The organism is Bradyrhizobium sp. Leo114, assembly GCF_055229415.2.
In genome coordinates this window covers 1-18,058 of record NZ_JBUYEN020000053.1, presented here as the reverse complement: position 1 = coordinate 18,058, position 18,058 = coordinate 1, and the positions used below count along the sequence as shown (strand labels likewise).

Sequence of the window (18,058 nt, the reverse complement as noted above, 5' to 3'; positions counted from 1 at the left end):
ATGCCGGGCGTCTTCCTGTTCGATCTCGACATGACACTTGTCGACAGCTCGGCGCTCGCGCAGATGCGGCGCTTCCAACTGTGGGAGGAAGTGCGTCGCAACATGCATCTCATCAGGCCGTTTCCGGCCCAGGGAAGCGCTGCTCCGCACGAATTGCCAGGTCTTCTGAAGGCAGACGGCCAAGCCGTCGGAGTCGTGACCTCGTCGCCGAGATGGTATGCGGAAGCCGTCCTTGGACAGTTCCGCATCCCCTACGACGTACTTGTCACATACGGCGATACGGAGAACCACAAACCGGACCCCGAACCTTTGCTCAAAGCGCTTCAGGTACTCGGCATTCCGCCGAGCCGGCAATCGCTCTATATCGGCGACGATGTTGGCGATGTGGAATCCGCATATCACGCCGGCTTAGCCTCGGTTGCGGTAAGATGGGGACCATCATCGATATTCGAACTTTCCTCAACTGCCCCGGACATCTTCATGTCGAAAGCCTCGACTCTGTTGCGTCGGGATCGCATTGGGGGACGATGCTACATCGGCGAAGCCCTGACCCATGGCTGGGACTTCCACAGCCATTGGGGATCTATCCTCCATTGCGATGACGACCCAATTGTATATGCGTTAGGCAGATACTTCACAGCCTCCGACCCGCGCCACGCCACGAGCGTGCTAAGCGGTGCAGTCCTGTCCCTGAAGAATGACGACACCTACGCCAAGATCCTTGGTGAGGCTATCGGCAAGGCCATCGCGAATCTCGATTGGACGCCGGACTATGTCGTACCCGTGCCGATGAAACCATCCCAGCAACGCAATCGATTCGAACAGCTCCTCAACGAGGCGACCAATCATTTTGACGAAGACATCGAACTCGAGCTGAAGGGGTTGCGCTGTGTCAAGGAAATCGAAGGTTACAAGCAGATGAACCCGCTTGAACGCTCCGAAGCAATCAAAGGCGCGTTCCACTCCAACTTCAAATGGAACGGCAACAAGGTTCTACTCATCGACGATGTCTATACGACCGGCGAAACCACTGGGGAATGCGTGCGGACGCTAACCGCGAGCGGGGCTGGCGAAGTCAGAGTAATGACCTTGGCAAAAGACCAGCGTGTCTTTTCGCGCAAGGTCTGTGCAGCCTGCGGTCGATCGATGAAGATCCGAACAAATTCGACAACCAACGCGAAATTCTGGGGGTGCTCTGGATATCCGGACCACTGCCAAAACACTGAGAATTTCTAACGGATGTGTACAGCGTCGGCGCAGATCGCGACCCGTCGCGACACAAGGCAATTGGGGGACCTGAGTGGCCGATGGAGATGATAATTCCGATGCGCGGTTCCACTTCATCAAGAGCGGCGATCAGGCAAACTCAGCTCTTGACTGGGATCACGGGCCGGATCACGTCCGCAAGGCCATAGGAGAGGCGCTGAACGCTCGAAACGTAGCCTCGGCGCCGGCTGCTCGTCTCTCGTGGTCGATAAGCAAGAGCGCGGGATCTCGACCATGGCTCCGCTGGCGAAAGAGTTCTGTAAGCACCCCGGAGAGCCTCAGATCGATGATGATTTTAACCCTATCCCTGCGCCGGCATGGGCGCTCGATAAGGCTGATGTCGAATTTCTTGGAAAGCTCGGCGCCAGTTTGGAGGATGCCGAGTACTCCCGAAATCTGGAGCGGCTCATGGAGCTGCTTTACAGCCTGCGGTTCGTTTACAGGAGGAGCAAGAAGGCGACGCACGAGGCCAGTGGCAAACGGGTCGAGAGTATCATTCAGAAAGTAAAGTCGTTCCTCTGGGAGCGCTGCACGAACGGGGAGTTTGCCAACGGCGATACTTCCGTTCTCGATCTCTACGAGGCATTTTACAGGAAGCTCGTTCTGCGAGATAGGTCTCTGCCAAGACCGTGGGTGTTCACCACCAATTACGACCTATTCAACGAACGCGCGATGGACCGCCTTGGCTTGCCTTACGCGAACGGCTTTTCCGGCGTGGTCGAGCGGTCGTTTCAACCCGACCACGTTCCGCTACGCACTCGCAGAACAGCTCGACCTGACAAGCCGAAAGTGGTCGGCCGTCGATGGCTTCGTTTACCTTTGCAAGCTGCACGGCTCGATCAGCTGGACGGAAGATGACCACGGCCTGTTCCCGATCCGTGAACTCTGGCCGCAAGACGCACCTTCGAAGGTGATGATCTATCCGACGCCGGCCAAACAGAACTCAAGCCTTGGCTCTCCATACGCGGACCTATTTCGCGAATTTCAATCGCGAGTGGTGCGCGAGCAAAGCGTCCTTATCACTGCGGGCTATGCTTTCGGCGACGAGCACCTCAATCACATCATCTACCAAGCTCTGACGATCCCAACCTTTCGGCTAGTCATTTTTGCGGACCCCGACTCAAATGGGGAAATCGCCAAGCTGCGCGCGCTCAACGATCCACGAGTCTGGATCATTGGCGGTGACGGCCCTCCCGGCGGCAGCCCAGCGCACTACTTTAGAACCATCGTCGACCACTTCATGCCGCAGCGGCAGACAGAGCGGATTGACGACGCGGTACGTCTCGTCATTGAAAGTATGGGCTCGAGAAAAGAGACGGACGATGAGTAATGATGACCGCCGACGTGCAATTGGAAAGGTGATCTCTGTCGCAGCCGACCGCTTCGTTATTGAGGTGCATGGCGGGACCGACAACTTCACAGTTGTTGGCTTCGACGGCATCCACTACGTCGCGCGGCTTGGCTCCTTTCTCGTGATCCCCGCGCAAACCGAGTATGTCGTCGCCGAAGTGGTCGGCGTCCGAGAGCGGGACGGCCCAGGTCGCGGCGATGGTCAGATGGACAAGGCTAACTCAGCCAAATTCCTGGACGTCGTTCCCGTCGGCATGCTGTCGGTGGCGCCCAATGGCAAGTTTCGTTTCGGGGTATCAGTCTTCCCATCGCTCTTTTCCGACGCGCTGTATGCTCTCGATACCGAGCTCGATCGCATCTTCGATACGGAAACCGATGCGGTAAAGTCGATAGGGCATAATGGATCCGACTGTATTCCAGCCGACGCCACGCGCTTCCGCAATCTCGGCATCGGCCAGTCGGTTATCTTTGAGGACTACCAGGTCCAAGTTCGTATCGACGACTTCTTCGGAGGTCATGTCGCTGTGCTCGGCAACACTGGCAGCGGAAAGTCTTGCACGGTTGCGTCCATCCTGCAGGCTCTCTTTGAGAAGCCGGACGAGCATCACGCGCGCGGCGCGACATTCGTAGTCCTAGACGTGAATGGCGAATACCACACCGCGTTCGAGAAACTACCAAGTATCGCCGATATCGGCGTGGAACGTGTAATCCTTGACGGCAGCGCTGCAGCTAATAAATTTCGTGTGCCGCACTGGTTCCTCGATCTTGCCGAATGGGAATTGCTCCTTCAGGCCAGCGAGCGCACCCAACTTCCCATTCTGCGAATGGCGTTGGGATTGACCACGCTGTTCGGGCAGGCAGGAGGCACTCAGCTCAATGACTTTCGCAACCACATCTTGGCGACTTGTATCACCCAGATTCTCGGAGACGAAACCCAGCCCGGCGCGAAGGAAACTCGGATACGCGGGATTCTTCAGCGATTCCGAACGCAGGAGATCAACGCCACCAAGCTCGGCCGTTGGATCAGCGTCAGCTATGGCAACATGCCCGCTCTGCAAGACGCCTATAAATACCTTGCTGGCTCAGACGGGGTGAGTGGCTTTATCAACCCCGATTTGAAATTCCCCGATTACGACGGAACGCCGTTCGACTTCGCAGCGCTCGGAGACGCGATTGATCTCTCCCTTCTCTATGAAGAAGCCCACGGAAATCGTCAGATCCGCGACTACTGCTCGCAGATGGTAACGCGCTTCAAAGCACTTCAGGAGCGCACCGACTATCGCTTTCTGCGCCACCAGGCCGATGAAGCATTGGAGCCAACGGACTTTCTCGCTCGGCTTCTCGATTAAAGGCCAAGGATGGTGGACACACCAAGTCTGCGCAAATCGTCATAATCGATATGAACGCCGTGGAAGATGAGGTGGTTGAGCTGGTCAGCGCCGTACTCGCGCGCATGGTGTTCCGCTTGCTTCGGCACGCCGACCCGCGCAATCGTTTCCCAGTGCATCTCCTCTTGGAAGAAGCGCATCGTTACGTCGCTTCGACGCCTTCACGGTACGCAATGGATGCAGGTCGTATATTCGAACGCATATCTAAGGAAGGTCGAAGGTACGGTCTTTTTCTTCTAGTCGCTTCGCAGCGACCAAGCGAATTGTCCAAGACTGTCCTCTCCCAGTGCTCTAATTTCGTCGTGCATCGGATTCAGAATCCAGATGACCTTTCTCAAATTCGGCAGATGACGCCATTCATCTCAGACGCCGTGCTTCGCCGCCTCCCGTCGTTGCCGAAGCAGCACGCCTTGGTGTTCGGAAACTCGGTCAACCTTCCAACGACCTTCAAGGTGCGGAGTGCGTTCCCGCTGCCGGCGAGTGATGACGCAAAGATTGTCGACCTGTGGTTCCACGAGGCGGGACGGCCTTCACTGCTGCGGTTCGGGTCGGCCACGACGACACTGGCGGCTGATGATTGAGCGCCCGTCATCAGAAGAGATGGCGACCGCCCTCGAAGCCACTGGCGATTATCGAGTATTGCGCCGGCTGCGCGTTCGATCCGGTAGCCTAAATCCCCACCTGGGACTGGCCGCGGCATGGTACTTGACTTCCTGTCACATTTTGGCTTCGACGCGCCGTGCGACCTGCCCGATATGGAAATGCTCGAGGAGGCCGGCCTGCTCAGCAAGGCCAAAAGGTTGGCCGGCGAGTTTCCCGATCCGTTGCCGGCACATGATGATGACCAGGACGATGACGAAGAAGCTGCAGATCGGACAGAGACAGGCTAGCCACATTTTCGCTGCGATGATCGTAATAGCGGCGAAGGAGACGTTGCACGGAGCCTAAACCCCAGCGCTGGCTAGGCATCCAAGAGACGGGCCGGTATCACGCTGGGGAATTCTTTAAGGCCGTGCCTTGTCGACCTCCTAATTCATCCCTATATTGGGGATGAATTATTGATGGAGTTCCGCATGTCTTCCGCCGAAGTATTGACACTCACGGAAGCAGGTTACGTGCTGAACCGGTCCGCGGCTGCGCTCAACAAGGCCGTCGATACCGGCATCATTCGCGCACGTCAGCGACGCGTCGGAAGCGGCGTTCAGCGCCTCCTCGGCCCGGCGGAGATGCGCTTTCTGCTGGTCGCCGACAGACTGGAAAGAGATCTCACCCCTGCGGGCCGGCGTCGCCTGTATGAGGCGATCCGGCAGCTCTCTTTCGACGCGCACCGAGTCGCGTTTGGCGAACTGGTCCTTGATCTCGGCAAGATCGACGCCGACCTCAAAACCCGTCTCCACCGTCTCGATGAACTGCGCCGATGGGTACAAGTCGGAGGTGATCGCAACGAACCCATCATTAAAGGCACCAAGATTCCTGTCTACATGGTGGCGGCCCTCGCCCGTGGGCAATCGGCCGAGGAGATTGTCGACGATTTTCCGTCGCTGACGCGCGATCAGGTTGAGGCCGCGATCGAATATGCCAAGGCCTATCCAAAGCGAGGACGCCCCTATCCCTCGCGGAGCCTGAAGCGGGCGCTGGCAGAGCTAGCCGACCTCGGGTTCGATGACGAAGCCGAGGCGGGCGAGGTTGCGCCGCGCCGGATTCCGTGACCGCATATTTGATCGACGAGAACGTGCTTCGCGAGTTTGGTGCGCGTGGCAACGGGAACGTGCGCAAGTGGCTTGCAACAGTCGACGATTCGGACCTCCGTCTGAGCGCCGCCACGCTTTTCGAGAAGCGGCGCGGCGCCGAGATGTTGAAGCGCCGCGATGCGGACAGGGCCGCGAACTTGCTCAAGACGATCGGTGCAATCGAGAAAGCCTATGCGGACCGGATCATTCCGATAGACGCAAGTGTCGTCGCGGAATGGACCCGACTGCTTGGATCGAAGAACAAGGATCGGTGGGATGTGGCCCTCGCGGCGACTGCGCGGGTTTACGATCTTGTCCTCGTCACCCGCAACATCAAGGACTTCGAGACGCGCAGCGTGCGATTACTTAATCCCTTTCGTGACCCGCCGGTCCGGATTGAATCCTGACACGCCGCGATGTTCAAACGATGACTTGGATAGCTGCACATCGAGCTCGAGGACGTAAAAGCAGCCTGCCCTCGTTCACATCCGACCGACCACGTCGCGCCATCTGTCCGTGACGATAACGCGAGCCGGAAACCCTGGACGGATGGTGAGTGCGCAAGGTTATTTGAAGAGATCTGGGATATCGTAGCTAGGCTACGATTCGCGAGCTGGATCCAAGTGGCTAAACCCAAGCTTGGGTTCACGCCGCTGACCAGCGAACCCGGTCGTGTGGGGACGAATTTCCGTTCCCGTTTCCCGCGCCAAAGCGACCAATAAGGTTCTACAATGCCGTCAAGTGATAAATGTGAGTCACGAACTCAAGGTATGGACTTCCACTTCTATTTGGACACATAGCGCGGGCGGCGATCTTTATGACTGACGAAGAAGGATCAGGAGACCTCTATCCCGAGTGGCTCGTGGCAGAGAACCTAAGCGAAGCTGTCTGGCTGCGCCTCCGACGTTTCACCAGTCCGACACTTTGCGAAAGAACCATTGCGGCCCGTGCGCCCGGGCTTGCTCCCGATATCCCACAGAAGAAGGGACAGGAACTCGCATTTGCCGTTCGGAGCGCTCTTGGCTATTGGCGGAGCGAGCCCGGCTCGCTCAATGCCAGAGTGCTCACGCGATACTACGCGCTGCTCCAGATCACGATTGCTGAGCAGGTAGCGAGCCCGCAATCCACCGCCGACCTGAAGGACATCCAAGCTCACACGGAAAGCGGCCACGGGCTTTGGACGATTGCGGCAACCGGGAGAGGAGTTTCCATTCAACTACAAAGTCGCTTGCCGGGACCGCGGTCATTTTTACGAGTATTGCCGCTTTCGAGGCGTTGATCTGAAGCCGGTCGCATCCAAGCCGCGGCCCGACAGTTGGGACAGAATCTCGACGGACGGCCAAGCGCGCTTGATCTCTCTAGCCGATTTATTGCGGCGCATTCCCGAACTGCAACTGTTGATCGAAGAGACATTAGGAGCAGCGCCGTTGTCACTCCACGTCGCCTACGCGGACCAAAACAATATAGAGCGCGCCGAGCGGATACAGCAACATACGGCGAAGACTGGCGAGATAGTGTTCGACGTTCCTGTCACGACGCCCGAAACGACAACGTACATCGGCATCCACCCGCATGGCCGGAAGATCACAGCAGGCTTTCTGAACAGCCTAGACCGGCCAATAAAGAACATACGGCCGGCTCACCCAAAATACCCCGCGGGATCGCATCCCGCTCAACAAACTCTCTTCTCTTCAATCACATAGCCAGATGGGTGTTCTGATGCGCAGTTGTAGAAGCCTTCGATGAAGGCGAAGATGTCGCGCTGGGCCTCGAGGCGGGTTTGGTATTGACGATGATGAACGAGCTCGGGCTTGAGAGTGTGGAAGAAGCTCTCCATCGGGGCATTGTCGTAGCAGTTGGCTTTGCGGCTCATTGATCCTGCGATTCCGGCAGCCGACAGGATCGCACGATAGTCTTGCGAGGCGTATTGTACGCCGCGATCGGAATGATGGATCAGTCCTGCAGCGGGCCGCTGCTGGCGGATCGCCATCGTCAGCGCGGAGGAGACGAGTTCGACCCGCATGTGGTCTCGCATCGCCCAACCGACGATCTTTCGGCTGAAGAGGTCCATGACGGCCGCCAGGTACAGCCAGCCCTCCGCGGTCGGGACGTAGGTGATATCGGCGAGCCAGACCCGATTGGGGGCTGCGGCAGTGAAGTCGCGCGCGACCAGGTTCGGCGCGATTGGCAGATCGTGACAACTGTCGGTGGTGCGGACTCGACGTGGCGGCGACATGATCGCGCGAATACCATGCCGTCGCATCAGCCGTTCAATCCGGCCGCGGCTGGCACCACGTCCCTGCATCCGCAGGACGGCATGGACCCGCGGACTACCATAGCGCTGGCCGCTCTCACGATGGACCTGCCGGATCTCGGCCAGCAGCACAGAATTGGAGATTGCGCGGCCGCTCTCCAGACGATCGCGCCAAGCGTAATAACCGGCCGGGGAAACCTCGAGCACGGCACACATCAGCCGCACCGGATAAGCCTCGCGGTGATCTTCGATGAAGCGGAAGCTCATGTCCGGGTTCCGGCAAAGATCGCGATCGACTTTTTTAAAATGTCGCACTCCATGCGGAGCGTTCGCATACGACGAAGACCGCCTGATCGACGCATGCGCGCGGGCACGGCGAGCTCTATGATGGCGTTGCGTGAAGATCAGGCGGCCTGCTGATCGGCGGGCTTGTCGCCTTGGCGCAGGAGTTTCCATTCCCAGGGCAGCAGTTCGTGCAGACGCGACGCGGGAAGATCGGCGATACGGGCGAGGATGTCAGCGAGCCAGGCCTTGGGATCGGCGTCGTTGAGGCGACAAGTCGTGATCATCGTCAGCATGATAGCGGCACGGTCGGCACCACGCTGGCTGCCGGCGAAGGTCCAGTTGCGCCTTCCCAAGGCGATGCCTCTCAATGCGCGCTCAGCACAATTGTTGGTCAAGCAGATCCTGCCATCGTCGAGGAAGCGGGCGAAGTCGTCCCAGCGCCTGAGCATGTAATTCATAGGCTTCAGGACCTCGGAGGAGCGAGAGAGGGTTTCGCGCTCACGCAACAACCAGGCGTGCATGTCCCCGAGGAGCGGCTTGCTCTTTTCCTGGCGCACGGCGCGCCGCTCTTCGGCGCCGCAGCCGTTAATGGCGCGCTCGATCTCGAACAACACATCCAGGCGCCTGACCGCCTCCAGCGCGATCGGAGAGACCGGTTTACCTCTCTTGCCTTCCCGGGCATTCTTCTCGATGTCAGCCAGCTCGAAGAAGCCCCGCCGCGCATGGGCGAAGCAAAACGCCGGCGTAATCGGCAGCACCTTCTTCTGCGGGTCGAACAGCGGCTCGAAGCCGTTGTAGCAATCGGCTTGCAGGATACCGGCGAAGGCGGCCAGATGCTTCTGGGGATGCTCGCCTCGTCGGTCGCTCGAGGCGTAATAGACCGCCGCCGGCGGCGCAGGCCCGGCAAACGGCCGGTCATCCCGCACATAAGTCCAGATCCGCCCGGTCGTGCACTTGCCCTTCGCCAGGATACGGATGGTGGTGTCGTCGCCATGAAGGCGCTCGGCCGCGAGTACATGGCGTTCGATCAAGTGGAAGAGCGGCATGACGGCGAAGGTCCCGTGGCCGACTTGGTCGGCCAGCGTCGACAACGGCAGGTCGATCCCCTCAGCCTTGAAGCGCGCACTCTGGCGGTTGAGCGGGATATGCATGCCGAACTTGTCGAACAGGATCGTCGCCAGCAATTGTGGGCCGATGAAGCCGCGCGGCGTGGCGTGGAACGGGGCGGGCGGCTGGCTGATCTTCTCGCAATCGCGGCAGGTAAACTTCTCGCGTACCGTCTCGATCAGCTTGAAGCGGCGCGGGATCTCCTCCAGCGTCCCGGTCACATCCTCACCGATCTTCGCCAGTCGCGATCCACCGCAGCAGGCGCAGGTTGTTGGAGCCTCAATGACGACGCGCTCGCGTTCGATGTCATCCGGCCATGGCTTGCGCACCGGCCGCTTGCGCATGAAGGGGCGGACGTTCTGCGTCTTCGCCGCTGCGGCCTGCGCGGCAAGCTCATCCTCGCTCGCCGTGGTGGCGAGTTCTTCGAGCTCTAACTCCAGTTGCTCGAGCAGCCGCGCTGTGCGCTCGGAGCGTTGCCCGTACAGTTCGCGCTTGAGCTTCTCGATCCGCAGCTCGAGATGCGCGATCAGCGCTTCGTTGTCCGACAGTTCCGCCCGCGCACTGGCAGCCACCGCCTCGGCTTGCAGCCGCGCCTCACGCTCGGCCTGCAGCGCCGCCAGGGCACTCACAAGGTCCGATGGAAGATCGTCCGGCTTCGATATCATGAAGCCATTGAATCAGATCGAGCAGCAGATTCAAACCGTAAAACGGCTATCCGACCCGCGTCGGACGCTGGGTTTCTTGAGGGTTGCGCCAATCGATCCCGGACAACAGATAGCTCAACTGCGCCGGCGAGATCGTGACCGATTCACCGGCAACCGATGGCCAGATGAACTTTCCTCTCTCGAGCCTTTTTGTGAACAAGCAGGCTCCCTGGCCATCGTGCCAGATCGCCTTCACAAGATCGCTGCGGCGACCGCGGAAGACGAACAGATGACCGCTGAGCGGGTCTTTGCGCAGCACCTCCTGCACTTGGAGTGCCAGCGACGGAAAGCCTCTGCGCATATCCGTGTAGCCTGTCGCGAGCCACACTCGCACATTCCCCAGTATAGCAATCATCGGCGTCCAAGCACATCGAGGACCCGCGCCAGCGCCTCCGGATCGACGTGCGCATCCACCCGGATGCACCGTCGGTTGCCAAGATCGATCTCGATCAATCCAGTACGCGCGGCTGCCACAGAGCGAACTCGGCCGTCAGCCGTAGGCAAAAGCTTCGGAGTTTCCTCAGCCGATGCCGCTGCGGCGGCGATCTGCACCGGCGTAAAAGATGGCACAACTTGTTCCGATGTCCGTGCTTGTCGACGCCAGGTAAACACCAGGCTGGCCGCTACTCCGTTGCGACGCGCAACCTCAGTCACCTTCGCGCCCGGCACCAACGTCTCCTCGACAATCCGTGCCTTGTCGTCCTGCGACCAGCGCCGCCGCCGCTCCAGCCCGCCCAAAACCTCGACCCGCATCGCCTGATGACCTTAAAGCTAGACTTAAGGTCACACGCTTCGCTAATTACCACCCGTCACGCAAGACGGCCGCCGTCGGATGCGTACTGCGGAGCCGCTCGTTCTCCTGGCGCAGCCGGGCGAGTTCCGAAGCCTGGTCCGCCGACATCGGCGTCGCCTGCGTGGTGGGGCGCCACGCCGCCGATGTCGGCTCCTGCCGAACCTTATCCACCCAGCGCCGCAGCACCGAGTCGCGCAGACCAAGCTCCTTGGCAACCGACGTGACCGAGCGCCCGCTCGACAACACCAGCTCGACGGTCTGGCGCTTGTATTCTTCGCTAAATGACCGACGTTGACGTTCCATTCAACACCTCCGGGCGGTCGAACTGGATGTCCACCGGGCGACGGCTGCCGACCAAGTCAGGCAGATCGGACCGGATCCGGTGCGCAGGCTTCCCGGCCCCGCGCCAGCCCCTAGACTATTTACCGCTCCACCGTGCTGGGGTGAGACGGATCTCGTCTCTTCCGGAGTCGCACGCCGTCGTGGGAGCCGCGATACCGTCTGCCTGTTCCGGCTCGACCTTCTGCAGACCAGCGTATCGCTTCGCAACTGGCGGCAATTGCCAACCAACGTCTATAATAAGAACGGCCGGTATGCGTCCGAGACTATTCGCTTGAACATCGGTCCCTTCGCTGCGATCGAGGCTAGAATCCTGAAGCGCCCGCACTCGGGCACGGAATGCAATCCGCAATTGACCAGGCATGCGCACATCACGCTTTGGCGGAACGCCGGTTTCCTCGGCCGCGCAGCCTTTCGCGAAAGGTTCTATCCCGCGCGGGATACACTCGTCCGAAACGCCGACCTCGGCGCTGGCCGCAGAAGACTGTTTGACGATTGGCTCGCAGGGCGCTGCAGCAAGAGCGCCCTCGAATCGCACACCCGGACGATCTCGCTCTTCGCTCGCTATCTGGCGGCGGTCACGACGGATCGAGATGAAGTTACCGCATCACTCGCTACCGCTAAGGTCCCGGTATGAATGTCGTCGCGTCACTTCGGCGCGCTCTGGGCATCTGGGCTTGCGAGCTCGACGGCGATAGGTCTGCAGGACTGGAATTGTCCGGGCTGCCAATTAAGCATCGTTGTCCCAGCTCGAGTGATCGGTCCAAGTCATGGCCGATGAGGCGTTGATTCCGCTCCTCGTCCGATGGAGAATACTGGTTTCGGTGACGATCAACAACGATCGGCGCTTCGCTTCTCAGATCGAGCTGGTCGCCGCGGGCGTGTATGTCGAGGACAAGAGATTACCAAAGATGAACTCGTTCCGAAGCCATGCACATTTGCTGGCGAATCCGATGGAAGTCTTTGGACGCGTTCGTGCAATTGAGCAGCCTGTCCGCGACCTGGACTTCGTCGTCGTGGCGCGTATGGAGCCCACGGTCTGTCGGTTGAAGCTCGAAGCCGCGCTTGAGCGCTGCAACTGCCATCGCGTGGCCGGTGCCGATCAGAGTCTCGTTCACTCGAAGAGACGTGATGCCGAGGAGATCAAGGCATTCGCGCAGGCATGGGGGGCAGCCTTGCCCCGCTATCATCGGCCGACCACCTCCGCCTCGACCCCGATATCTTTCGGTGATAGCCGCCTGCCAGACCACCGAGAGCCGCTAGCCAGCCTTCTTCGGGCAGTTGGTCGACCGACCGCCGAGAAGGGGATTTTGGACAGGACCGCCTGTCGTCATGCTGTGACGGCCCCTATGGCTGAGCGCCGGCGGCACCCAACACGCCGGGAGCGCAGCGATTTTCCTAGCCGTCGTGATCTTCCCACGTCCCGCACCGTCGAGTGTTCGGCGTCCGTCGCGCCGCTGCTGTCCGCCACCGTCAACACCGACCGCCCAACGACATCCATCGCCCAATCGACGAAGCGGGCCAAGTGCTCCAGCCTACCGGGCCGATCGTCGGGAGACTTCTCGCCGCAAGCTCGAGTTGCTGGCTACCATTCATTTATGCGATCAGCCCTGCGGCTCTTCTCCGGCTCAGTTTGGCGCGGGGCGGATGGCCGCGTGAGACTTCCTGAGCTGCCTCCGCCAGATCCTCGCCATCGGAGTTCTGCTCGCCCTCGTGACGCTCGATTTCATGGCTATCACGTTGTGTGGTGCTACCCGCTTTTGTCGATCGTGCCTTCGGGCAGGCCCATGGACGCGGCCTGCTTCGAACGATGCCTCGGGCCGGTGCTATCGCTGGATGGGTCACGACAACCCAGCTCCAGATCCGCGAACCCTGCTTCCAGATGTTCCTGTGCGCCCTTGCGGCCTGTGCAGCTGTCACCGCGTGTTTCGTATCGTCCGGTCACTTTGGTGCCGGCGGCCGCGGCTCGCCTCGCGGCCGGCACGGCCAATACGGTCAGCGTCATTGGCGACGGTACATCATCCGGACCCGTCCCCCCTGACGAGAGCAGTGAACGCGTCAATCCGTCGGCAGGACCGGTGTTCAGCCTTGCGAAGCAGATTGACGACCTCTGCGCGGGGTCGACAGCCGACCTTCTCGGTCCGTGCCGGCTGTTCTCAATGGAAGCGGCTTGATTGGCCAACGTGCTGGTCGCGGTGCACCGAAGGTGAGGCGTTGGATGATGCGTGCGCCACGCCGGAATCCATCCGTAGAGCAACTGGAGACGATTGATGAATGTTGACCATCACGACTTCCTGTTTGACGCTAGCCATGCTCTGCCGAGCGACTACCGTGCGTATCGGCGTTCGGTTCATACACGCCTGCTTCAAATACTTCGACAGAATCCCGGATGCCGCTTTCTCGAGATCGGCGTAGGACCAACATTCAGGCAGGAGCGGTTCAGGACCATCGACGATCTCGGGATTCACTATGTGGGCCTGGACTTCGAACATGTTTGCGCCGAACGCCGGGCCGACTTGGCGGCGGCCGGCATCGCGGATCGAGACATCAGGTTTCTGGGAAATCGCGTAGGAACATACCTGTTCAACCTGATCAGGTTGGCCAGAAATCGGGAGACTTTCGATATCATCTATCTCGACGGCAACCATTCAATCTATGTAGATTTGGCGGCTGCCATCGCAGCAGTACGGCTCTTGAAGCCCGGCTCCCTATTCCTTTTCGATGATGTGAGGTTCGCCTTCGGAAGCAGACATCTGATCCAAGCGACCGCTCAATATGCGGATGGCGGGCAGACCAAGGAGTTGACTGAGGACGAGGCAAACGAACCTCACGTCACGATTATCATCCGGGACTATCTGGTCCCTTTGTTCAACTTTGAGGTGGAGCGGTCGTGGTCGGATCCTGATTGGATCGCACTCCGAGCCCCGAGGTCCGCTCCCTGGATACGGATATGACGGTTCTCGCGCTATCGCAGAGACCCCGTCTGGCGCAGGGGGTGAGCAATCGGCTATCGGCTGCTGAGTTTGTGAGCCGATGTGAGCTACTATGTCTGCGCCTAGTTCTGGAACTAGAACCTTCCATATGATCGAAGCGGTCGCCGACCGTCTTGAGGGAGCGCCGCGGCAGCTTCGCCGACGCTGGTCGGACGAGTTCAAGGCCCAAGTCGTGACAGAGGCGCTGGAGCCTGGCGCGAGCGTCTCGGCGATCGCTCGCCGGATTGGCATTCACCCGTCGCAGCTGTTTGCCTGGCGCCGTGATGCTCGGGCGGAACGACATTATCGCGAGCGGCACTCGAGTTGCGGGGGTGAGGTGGCGTCTGTGTCAGGCGCTGTGATCGAAATTGCCATTGGCGAGGTGATCGTGCGCGCCGGCGTGGACGTCGACGAGGCGCAGCTGCAGCGGGTGATCCGGGCGGTCCGTTCGGCATGATCCCCTCCGGCGTGAAGGTGTTCCTGGCCAGCCATCCAGTCGACTTCCGCAAGGGTATCGATGGCCTTGTTGCGCTGGTGCGCGATGCGGGCTCAGATCCGTTCGACGGTGCGCTTTACGTGTTCCGGGCGAAAAGAGCCGACCGAATCAAGATCGTATGGTGGGATGGCTCCGGCGTGTGCCTCTATTTAAAACGGCTTGAGAAGGCGAGGTTCTGCTGGCCGCGGATCGGACATCATCGGGTGCAGCTGAATGCTGCGCAGTTGATGGCCCTGGTCGATGGGATGGACTGGAAGCGGGTCCGGACCGCGGCGGTCAAGCCGCCGGAGATTGTTGGGTAAAAGCACTGCGGCGAAGTGAATCAGTGAGCTGAAAGGGCAAGAGAACCGGGGCAAAATGTGCTCTGGTCGGGTCAATGACGCCGCCCGATCTCAGCCTCCCGAATGACGTAGAGACGCTGAAGGCCATGGTTCTTGCCCTGGCCGAGAAAGCGGCCCGCGCCGATGCTCTGGCGAGCGAAGTCGCCGATCTCAAGGCCCGCAACGCCGATGCCGATGCGCGCATCGAGCGGCTGACGCAGATCCTGAAGGCCTTCGACCGCGCCCGGTTCGGCCGACGATCGGAAAAGCTCGGTTCGGCGAACGGCGACGATGAACAGCAGGCCTTCGTCTTCGAGGAGATCGAGACCGGCATCGCCGCGATCAAGGCCCAGGTCAGCAAGGGCCGTGCGCAGGCGGATGGCAAGCGTGCACCGCGTCGGCGCAAGGGCTTTGCGCCGCATCTGGAACGGATCGAAACCGTCATTGAGCCGCAAGAGCTGGCTGAGCATGCCGGCAAGCAGAAGGTGCTGATCGGCGAGGACGTGTCGGAGCGCCTGGATGTAGTGCCGGCGAAGTTCCGTGTGATCGTCACGCGCCGTCCCAAGTATACCTTCAAGAACGCGGACGGCGTCATCCAGGCGCCGGCCCCGGCCCACATCATCGAAGGAGGCATTCCGACGGAAGCGCTTCTGGCCCAGATCGCCGTCGCCAAATATGCCGATGGCCTGCCGCTCTACCGGCAGGAGGCTATCTACGCCCGCGATCATGTCGAGCTGGACCGCCAGTTGATGGCGCAATGGATGGGTAAGCTCGGCTTCGAGCTCGAGATCATGGCCGACTACATCTTCAGCGAGGTCAAGAAGGCCGAACGGGTCTTTGCCGACGAAACCACTTTGCCGACGCTCGCTCCGGGCTCCGGATCGACAAAGACGGCCTACTTATGGGCCTATGCCCGAGATGACCGAACTTTTGGCCGCAACGGTCCGCCGATGGTGGCTTATCGCTTCGAAGACAGCCGCGCCGGCGAATGCGCGGTCCGGCACCTCAATGGTTATCGCGGCATCCTGCAGGTTGATGGATACGCCGCCTATAACAAGCTCGCGCGATCCGATCGCGGCAATGATGGCATCACATTGGCTGGCTGCTGGTCACACTGCAGACGCAAGTTCTACGAGCTGCATGTTGCGGGGAGCTCAGAAGTGGCAACGGCGACGGTCGAGCGGATGGCGAAGCTCTGGCAGGTCGAGAAAACGGTGCGCGGTCAAAGCCCCGACACTCGCGTTGCCGCGCGCCAGCAAGCTTCCGCAGCGATCGTCGCAGATCTCTTCGATCTCTGGCAGCAGACCTTGCGGCGGATCTCCGGCAAATCAAAACTGGCCGAGGCGATCCGCTATGCCGTCTCGCGGCGTGCCATCTTCGAACGCTTCCTGACCGATGGTCGCATCGAGCTCGACTCCAACATCGTCGAACGCGCCATCAGGCCACAAACAATTACGAGAAAGAATAGCCTCTTCGCTGGCAGCGACGGCGGCGGACGAACCTGGGCGACCATCGCAACGCTGCTGCAGACGGCGAAAATGAACACCGTCGATCCGTTCGCCTGGCTCGCCGTAACACTTCAGCGTATCGCCAACGGCTGGCCGAGCAGCCAAATCGACGCGCTTATGCCATGGAACCACGCCGCCTGACGGCCTTAGCTTGCCGCTTACATACTGGAAGCGGCGTCCATCTGTTTCGGATCCTGCGTAATGGCGCCAAAAACGCTGAAATTCTGCGCAATTTGGCGTCTGCTTTGCAAGTTTGTAGGAAAACAAACTGCTATCCCGATTAGAAAACGTCGTCCGAAAAAGGAGATTGTTACCGAAGGTTGGTGTTCCCAAGAAATCAAGACCCATGAACATCGTGTGGCCTTACGCCTAGAGCCCCGTGAGCGGCGGCCGGAAACAGCGTGGCAATCGAGACCAATGCCGGCGTCGGCAGTGGCGACACTCACTCAAGCCCGACTCGGGAGCGAGAACATTGGCCGATTTTTTTGAAATCGATTTTTTGGACGTTGAAGCGAAAAGCAGCGGCGCGCTATTTGCGTCCGCTATGAGTTGAACGGTCAGACCCTCATTCATGTCGTTGACGGCGGCTATCAGTTAACCGGAGAGAAGGTCGTCAACTTCATAAACAAGTACTATGGCAATCCGAAACGAATCGCGCATGTTGTCGCAACACACAACGACGGTGATCATGCCGGAGGTTTGCAACGAGTCTTGGAAGATTTTGAGGTCGGCGCGCTTTGGATGTTGCGGCCGTGGATCTATGCAGAAGAACTTCTGCCCCGGTTCAAGCGCTTCACAACTGTCGATGGATTGGGGAAAGCCCTAAAGGAAGCTTACTCAAATCTCGCGGCACTTGAAGAAATTGCTGTTCGCAGGAAGATTCAAATCTACGAGCCCTTTCAGGGAGCTACCATTGGCGCTTTTCGGGTAATGGCCCCGACACGCTCGCGCTTTCTAGACCTGGTTGTTTCCTCAGAGAAGACGCCCGAGGAAAAAGGCCTGCTCGAAACCGCGCGCGATGCAGTTGTACGTTTAATGAAAGAGGCCGCTGTGCTTGTTAAGGCGGCTTGGGGGCGATGAATATTTTCCGGGAGGTGAAACAAGCAACGAAAACGAGATGAGCGTTGTCCAATATGCCAACCTAAATGAATGCAAAATTTTGCTGACCGGAGATACCGGACGCAGCGGTCTTCAGGAAGTCATTGATTGCGCGCCTTTGGCAGGATTGATGTTGCCCGGCATCGATCGGTTTCAAGTTCCACACCATGGCGGTCGCCATAATGTTACGACCGAACTGCTCGATGCAATCTTAGGTCAAAGGAAAGCAGCGCAGGAGGGTGTCAGAAAGAATGTGTAAGCAGGTTTCTGTGAGTTTACCTTACCGAGGAGACTCACATGACGACCGACACGACGATTACTGCCCACCTCGATATTCCAGCGGCCGTCGAGGCGCTGCGCCAATACTGGATGCCGATCCGCTACGCACGCGCCCGCTGATCACTGCGGAACGTGGGAGCTCATACCGGTTACGCTCAAGTCGGCGCGG

General features: G+C 59.6%; 22 protein-coding genes and 1 pseudogene. 16 read left to right on the top strand and 7 right to left on the bottom strand.

What is annotated here, in order from left to right:
• The 4 genes from ACZIRK_RS37855 to ACZIRK_RS37840 all read left to right on the top strand — a co-directional run bounded on the left by ACZIRK_RS37855 (nucleotide 1) and on the right by ACZIRK_RS37840 (nucleotide 3,965).
• On the top strand, nucleotides 1-1,236 hold the full coding sequence (locus ACZIRK_RS37855; protein ID WP_130230591.1) for an HAD-IA family hydrolase: 1,236 nt from the start codon (nucleotides 1-3) through the stop codon (nucleotides 1,234-1,236).
• Nucleotides 1,237-1,500: 264 nt separating this feature from the next.
• The gene (locus tag ACZIRK_RS37850; RefSeq protein ID WP_245475115.1) at nucleotides 1,501-2,124 is read left to right on the top strand and encodes a hypothetical protein; all 624 of its coding nucleotides are present in this window, start codon (nucleotides 1,501-1,503) and stop codon (nucleotides 2,122-2,124) included.
• 55 nt (nucleotides 2,125-2,179) lie between these two features.
• The gene (locus ACZIRK_RS37845; RefSeq protein ID WP_349645133.1) at nucleotides 2,180-2,596 is read left to right on the top strand and encodes a hypothetical protein; all 417 of its coding nucleotides are present in this window, start codon (nucleotides 2,180-2,182) and stop codon (nucleotides 2,594-2,596) included.
• Entirely contained in the window at nucleotides 2,589-3,965 is a 1,377-nt protein-coding gene (locus ACZIRK_RS37840) for a helicase HerA domain-containing protein (protein WP_245475116.1), read from the top strand. Before ACZIRK_RS37845 ends, ACZIRK_RS37840 begins: the two co-directional genes overlap by 8 nt.
• Here ACZIRK_RS37840 and ACZIRK_RS37835 read toward each other — a convergent pair.
• The gene (locus tag ACZIRK_RS37835; protein WP_245475117.1) at nucleotides 3,962-4,144 is read right to left on the bottom strand and encodes a hypothetical protein; all 183 of its coding nucleotides are present in this window, start codon (nucleotides 4,142-4,144) and stop codon (nucleotides 3,962-3,964) included. The two genes, ACZIRK_RS37840 and ACZIRK_RS37835, sit on opposite strands and share 4 nt — an antisense overlap.
• 123 nt (nucleotides 4,145-4,267) lie before the next feature.
• Here ACZIRK_RS37835 and ACZIRK_RS37830 point away from each other — a divergent pair, with 123 nt between their 5' ends.
• The 5 genes from ACZIRK_RS37830 to ACZIRK_RS37810 all read left to right on the top strand — a co-directional run bounded on the left by ACZIRK_RS37830 (nucleotide 4,268) and on the right by ACZIRK_RS37810 (nucleotide 7,013).
• Nucleotides 4,268-4,585 (top strand): ATP-binding protein, encoded by a 318-nt coding sequence (locus ACZIRK_RS37830; RefSeq protein ID WP_245475118.1) that lies wholly within the window; start codon nucleotides 4,268-4,270, stop codon nucleotides 4,583-4,585.
• Between the two features lie 117 nt (nucleotides 4,586-4,702).
• A complete protein-coding gene (locus ACZIRK_RS37825; protein ID WP_463702886.1) occupies nucleotides 4,703-4,894 on the top strand; it encodes a hypothetical protein in 192 nt (63 codons plus the stop codon).
• 171 nt (nucleotides 4,895-5,065) lie between these two features.
• Complete coding sequence (locus ACZIRK_RS37820) at nucleotides 5,066-5,713, top strand: DUF433 domain-containing protein (protein WP_474419239.1); 648 nt, start codon at nucleotides 5,066-5,068, stop codon at nucleotides 5,711-5,713.
• An 8-nt stretch (nucleotides 5,714-5,721) separates the two neighbouring features.
• Complete coding sequence (locus tag ACZIRK_RS37815) at nucleotides 5,722-6,141, top strand: type II toxin-antitoxin system VapC family toxin (RefSeq protein WP_245475119.1); 420 nt, start codon at nucleotides 5,722-5,724, stop codon at nucleotides 6,139-6,141.
• Between the two features lie 410 nt (nucleotides 6,142-6,551).
• Nucleotides 6,552-7,013 carry a hypothetical protein gene (locus tag ACZIRK_RS37810; RefSeq protein ID WP_130230597.1) on the top strand — a complete coding sequence of 154 codons (462 nt, stop codon included), beginning with the start codon at nucleotides 6,552-6,554 and terminating at the stop codon, nucleotides 7,011-7,013.
• Between the two features lie 393 nt (nucleotides 7,014-7,406).
• On the opposite strand, the gene ACZIRK_RS37805 is transcribed toward ACZIRK_RS37810, so the two are convergent.
• From ACZIRK_RS37805 to ACZIRK_RS37785, 5 genes are read right to left on the bottom strand one after another with little or no spacing between them, the layout of a single operon-like run.
• Nucleotides 7,407-8,444, bottom strand: coding sequence for an IS3 family transposase (locus tag ACZIRK_RS37805; protein ID WP_474419238.1), 1,038 nt, complete (start codon nucleotides 8,442-8,444; stop codon nucleotides 7,407-7,409).
• Nucleotides 8,393-10,045 (bottom strand): IS66 family transposase, encoded by a 1,653-nt coding sequence (gene tnpC, locus ACZIRK_RS37800; protein ID WP_474419237.1) that lies wholly within the window; start codon nucleotides 10,043-10,045, stop codon nucleotides 8,393-8,395. The genes ACZIRK_RS37805 and tnpC (ACZIRK_RS37800) overlap by 52 nt, the downstream gene beginning before the upstream one ends.
• A 46-nt stretch (nucleotides 10,046-10,091) precedes the next feature.
• On the bottom strand, nucleotides 10,092-10,412 hold the full coding sequence (tnpB, locus tag ACZIRK_RS37795) for an IS66 family insertion sequence element accessory protein TnpB (protein WP_433994572.1): 321 nt from the start codon (nucleotides 10,410-10,412) through the stop codon (nucleotides 10,092-10,094).
• A 23-nt stretch (nucleotides 10,413-10,435) separates the two neighbouring features.
• Nucleotides 10,436-10,837 (bottom strand): IS66-like element accessory protein TnpA, encoded by a 402-nt coding sequence (gene tnpA / locus ACZIRK_RS37790; RefSeq protein WP_028168800.1) that lies wholly within the window; start codon nucleotides 10,835-10,837, stop codon nucleotides 10,436-10,438.
• Between the two features lie 46 nt (nucleotides 10,838-10,883).
• On the bottom strand, nucleotides 10,884-11,180 hold the full coding sequence (locus ACZIRK_RS37785) for a transposase (RefSeq protein WP_130231233.1): 297 nt from the start codon (nucleotides 11,178-11,180) through the stop codon (nucleotides 10,884-10,886).
• Nucleotides 11,181-11,986: 806 nt separating this feature from the next.
• On the opposite strand from ACZIRK_RS37785, the pseudogene ACZIRK_RS37780 reads away from it, so the two are divergent.
• Nucleotides 11,987-12,382 (top strand): annotated as a pseudogene (locus tag ACZIRK_RS37780) (isocitrate lyase/phosphoenolpyruvate mutase family protein); the annotation flags it as partial.
• Nucleotides 12,383-12,966: 584 nt separating this feature from the next.
• Here the strand turns inward: ACZIRK_RS37780 and ACZIRK_RS37775 are convergent.
• Nucleotides 12,967-13,221, bottom strand: coding sequence for a hypothetical protein (locus ACZIRK_RS37775; protein ID WP_245475157.1), 255 nt, complete (start codon nucleotides 13,219-13,221; stop codon nucleotides 12,967-12,969).
• A 265-nt stretch (nucleotides 13,222-13,486) separates the two neighbouring features.
• Between ACZIRK_RS37775 and ACZIRK_RS37770 the strand changes: the two genes are divergently transcribed.
• The 6 genes from ACZIRK_RS37770 (at nucleotide 13,487) to ACZIRK_RS37745 (ending at nucleotide 17,869) form a co-directional block, all read left to right on the top strand.
• The gene (locus ACZIRK_RS37770; RefSeq protein ID WP_474419236.1) at nucleotides 13,487-14,170 is read left to right on the top strand and encodes a class I SAM-dependent methyltransferase; all 684 of its coding nucleotides are present in this window, start codon (nucleotides 13,487-13,489) and stop codon (nucleotides 14,168-14,170) included.
• 127 nt (nucleotides 14,171-14,297) lie between these two features.
• Nucleotides 14,298-14,645 carry a transposase gene (locus tag ACZIRK_RS37765; RefSeq protein WP_229167410.1) on the top strand — a complete coding sequence of 116 codons (348 nt, stop codon included), beginning with the start codon at nucleotides 14,298-14,300 and terminating at the stop codon, nucleotides 14,643-14,645.
• On the top strand, nucleotides 14,642-14,986 hold the full coding sequence (gene tnpB, locus ACZIRK_RS37760) for an IS66 family insertion sequence element accessory protein TnpB (protein WP_027583889.1): 345 nt from the start codon (nucleotides 14,642-14,644) through the stop codon (nucleotides 14,984-14,986). The genes ACZIRK_RS37765 and tnpB (ACZIRK_RS37760) overlap by 4 nt, the downstream gene beginning before the upstream one ends.
• A 74-nt stretch (nucleotides 14,987-15,060) precedes the next feature.
• Nucleotides 15,061-16,653, top strand: a complete 1,593-nt coding sequence (gene tnpC, locus ACZIRK_RS37755; RefSeq protein WP_130231227.1) for an IS66 family transposase — start codon at nucleotides 15,061-15,063, stop codon at nucleotides 16,651-16,653.
• 408 nt (nucleotides 16,654-17,061) lie between these two features.
• Nucleotides 17,062-17,592, top strand: coding sequence for an MBL fold metallo-hydrolase (locus ACZIRK_RS37750; protein ID WP_130583612.1), 531 nt, complete (start codon nucleotides 17,062-17,064; stop codon nucleotides 17,590-17,592).
• A 37-nt stretch (nucleotides 17,593-17,629) separates the two neighbouring features.
• Complete coding sequence (locus ACZIRK_RS37745) at nucleotides 17,630-17,869, top strand: ComEC/Rec2 family competence protein (protein WP_130231223.1); 240 nt, start codon at nucleotides 17,630-17,632, stop codon at nucleotides 17,867-17,869.
• Nucleotides 17,870-18,058 lie beyond the last annotated feature (189 nt).

Bases quoted from the DNA above. Each gene is read 5' to 3' on its own strand.
- ACZIRK_RS37805 (WP_474419238.1), bottom strand. From the start codon at position 8,444: ATGGAAACTCCTGCGCCAAGGCGACAAGCCCGCCGATCAGCAGGCCGC.
- ACZIRK_RS37770 (WP_474419236.1), top strand. From the start codon at position 13,487: ATGAATGTTGACCATCACGACTTCCTGTTTGACGCTAGCCATGCTCTG.
- ACZIRK_RS37835 (WP_245475117.1), bottom strand. From the start codon at position 4,144: ATGCGCTTCTTCCAAGAGGAGATGCACTGGGAAACGATTGCGCGGGTC.
- ACZIRK_RS37840 (WP_245475116.1), top strand. From the start codon at position 2,589: ATGAGTAATGATGACCGCCGACGTGCAATTGGAAAGGTGATCTCTGTC.
- ACZIRK_RS37850 (WP_245475115.1), top strand. From the start codon at position 1,501: ATGGCTCCGCTGGCGAAAGAGTTCTGTAAGCACCCCGGAGAGCCTCAG.
- ACZIRK_RS37825 (WP_463702886.1), top strand. From the start codon at position 4,703: ATGGTACTTGACTTCCTGTCACATTTTGGCTTCGACGCGCCGTGCGAC.
- ACZIRK_RS37845 (WP_349645133.1), top strand. From the start codon at position 2,180: ATGATCTATCCGACGCCGGCCAAACAGAACTCAAGCCTTGGCTCTCCA.
- ACZIRK_RS37765 (WP_229167410.1), top strand. From the start codon at position 14,298: ATGATCGAAGCGGTCGCCGACCGTCTTGAGGGAGCGCCGCGGCAGCTT.
- ACZIRK_RS37785 (WP_130231233.1), bottom strand. From the start codon at position 11,180: ATGGAACGTCAACGTCGGTCATTTAGCGAAGAATACAAGCGCCAGACC.
- ACZIRK_RS37855 (WP_130230591.1), top strand. From the start codon at position 1: ATGCCGGGCGTCTTCCTGTTCGATCTCGACATGACACTTGTCGACAGC.
- tnpB (WP_027583889.1), top strand. From the start codon at position 14,642: ATGATCCCCTCCGGCGTGAAGGTGTTCCTGGCCAGCCATCCAGTCGAC.
- ACZIRK_RS37775 (WP_245475157.1), bottom strand. From the start codon at position 13,221: ATGACGCTGACCGTATTGGCCGTGCCGGCCGCGAGGCGAGCCGCGGCC.
- tnpC (WP_130231227.1), top strand. From the start codon at position 15,061: ATGACGCCGCCCGATCTCAGCCTCCCGAATGACGTAGAGACGCTGAAG.
- tnpC (WP_474419237.1), bottom strand. From the start codon at position 10,045: ATGATATCGAAGCCGGACGATCTTCCATCGGACCTTGTGAGTGCCCTG.
- ACZIRK_RS37820 (WP_474419239.1), top strand. From the start codon at position 5,066: ATGGAGTTCCGCATGTCTTCCGCCGAAGTATTGACACTCACGGAAGCA.
- ACZIRK_RS37810 (WP_130230597.1), top strand. From the start codon at position 6,552: ATGACTGACGAAGAAGGATCAGGAGACCTCTATCCCGAGTGGCTCGTG.
- tnpA (WP_028168800.1), bottom strand. From the start codon at position 10,837: ATGCGGGTCGAGGTTTTGGGCGGGCTGGAGCGGCGGCGGCGCTGGTCG.
- ACZIRK_RS37745 (WP_130231223.1), top strand. From the start codon at position 17,630: ATGAGCGTTGTCCAATATGCCAACCTAAATGAATGCAAAATTTTGCTG.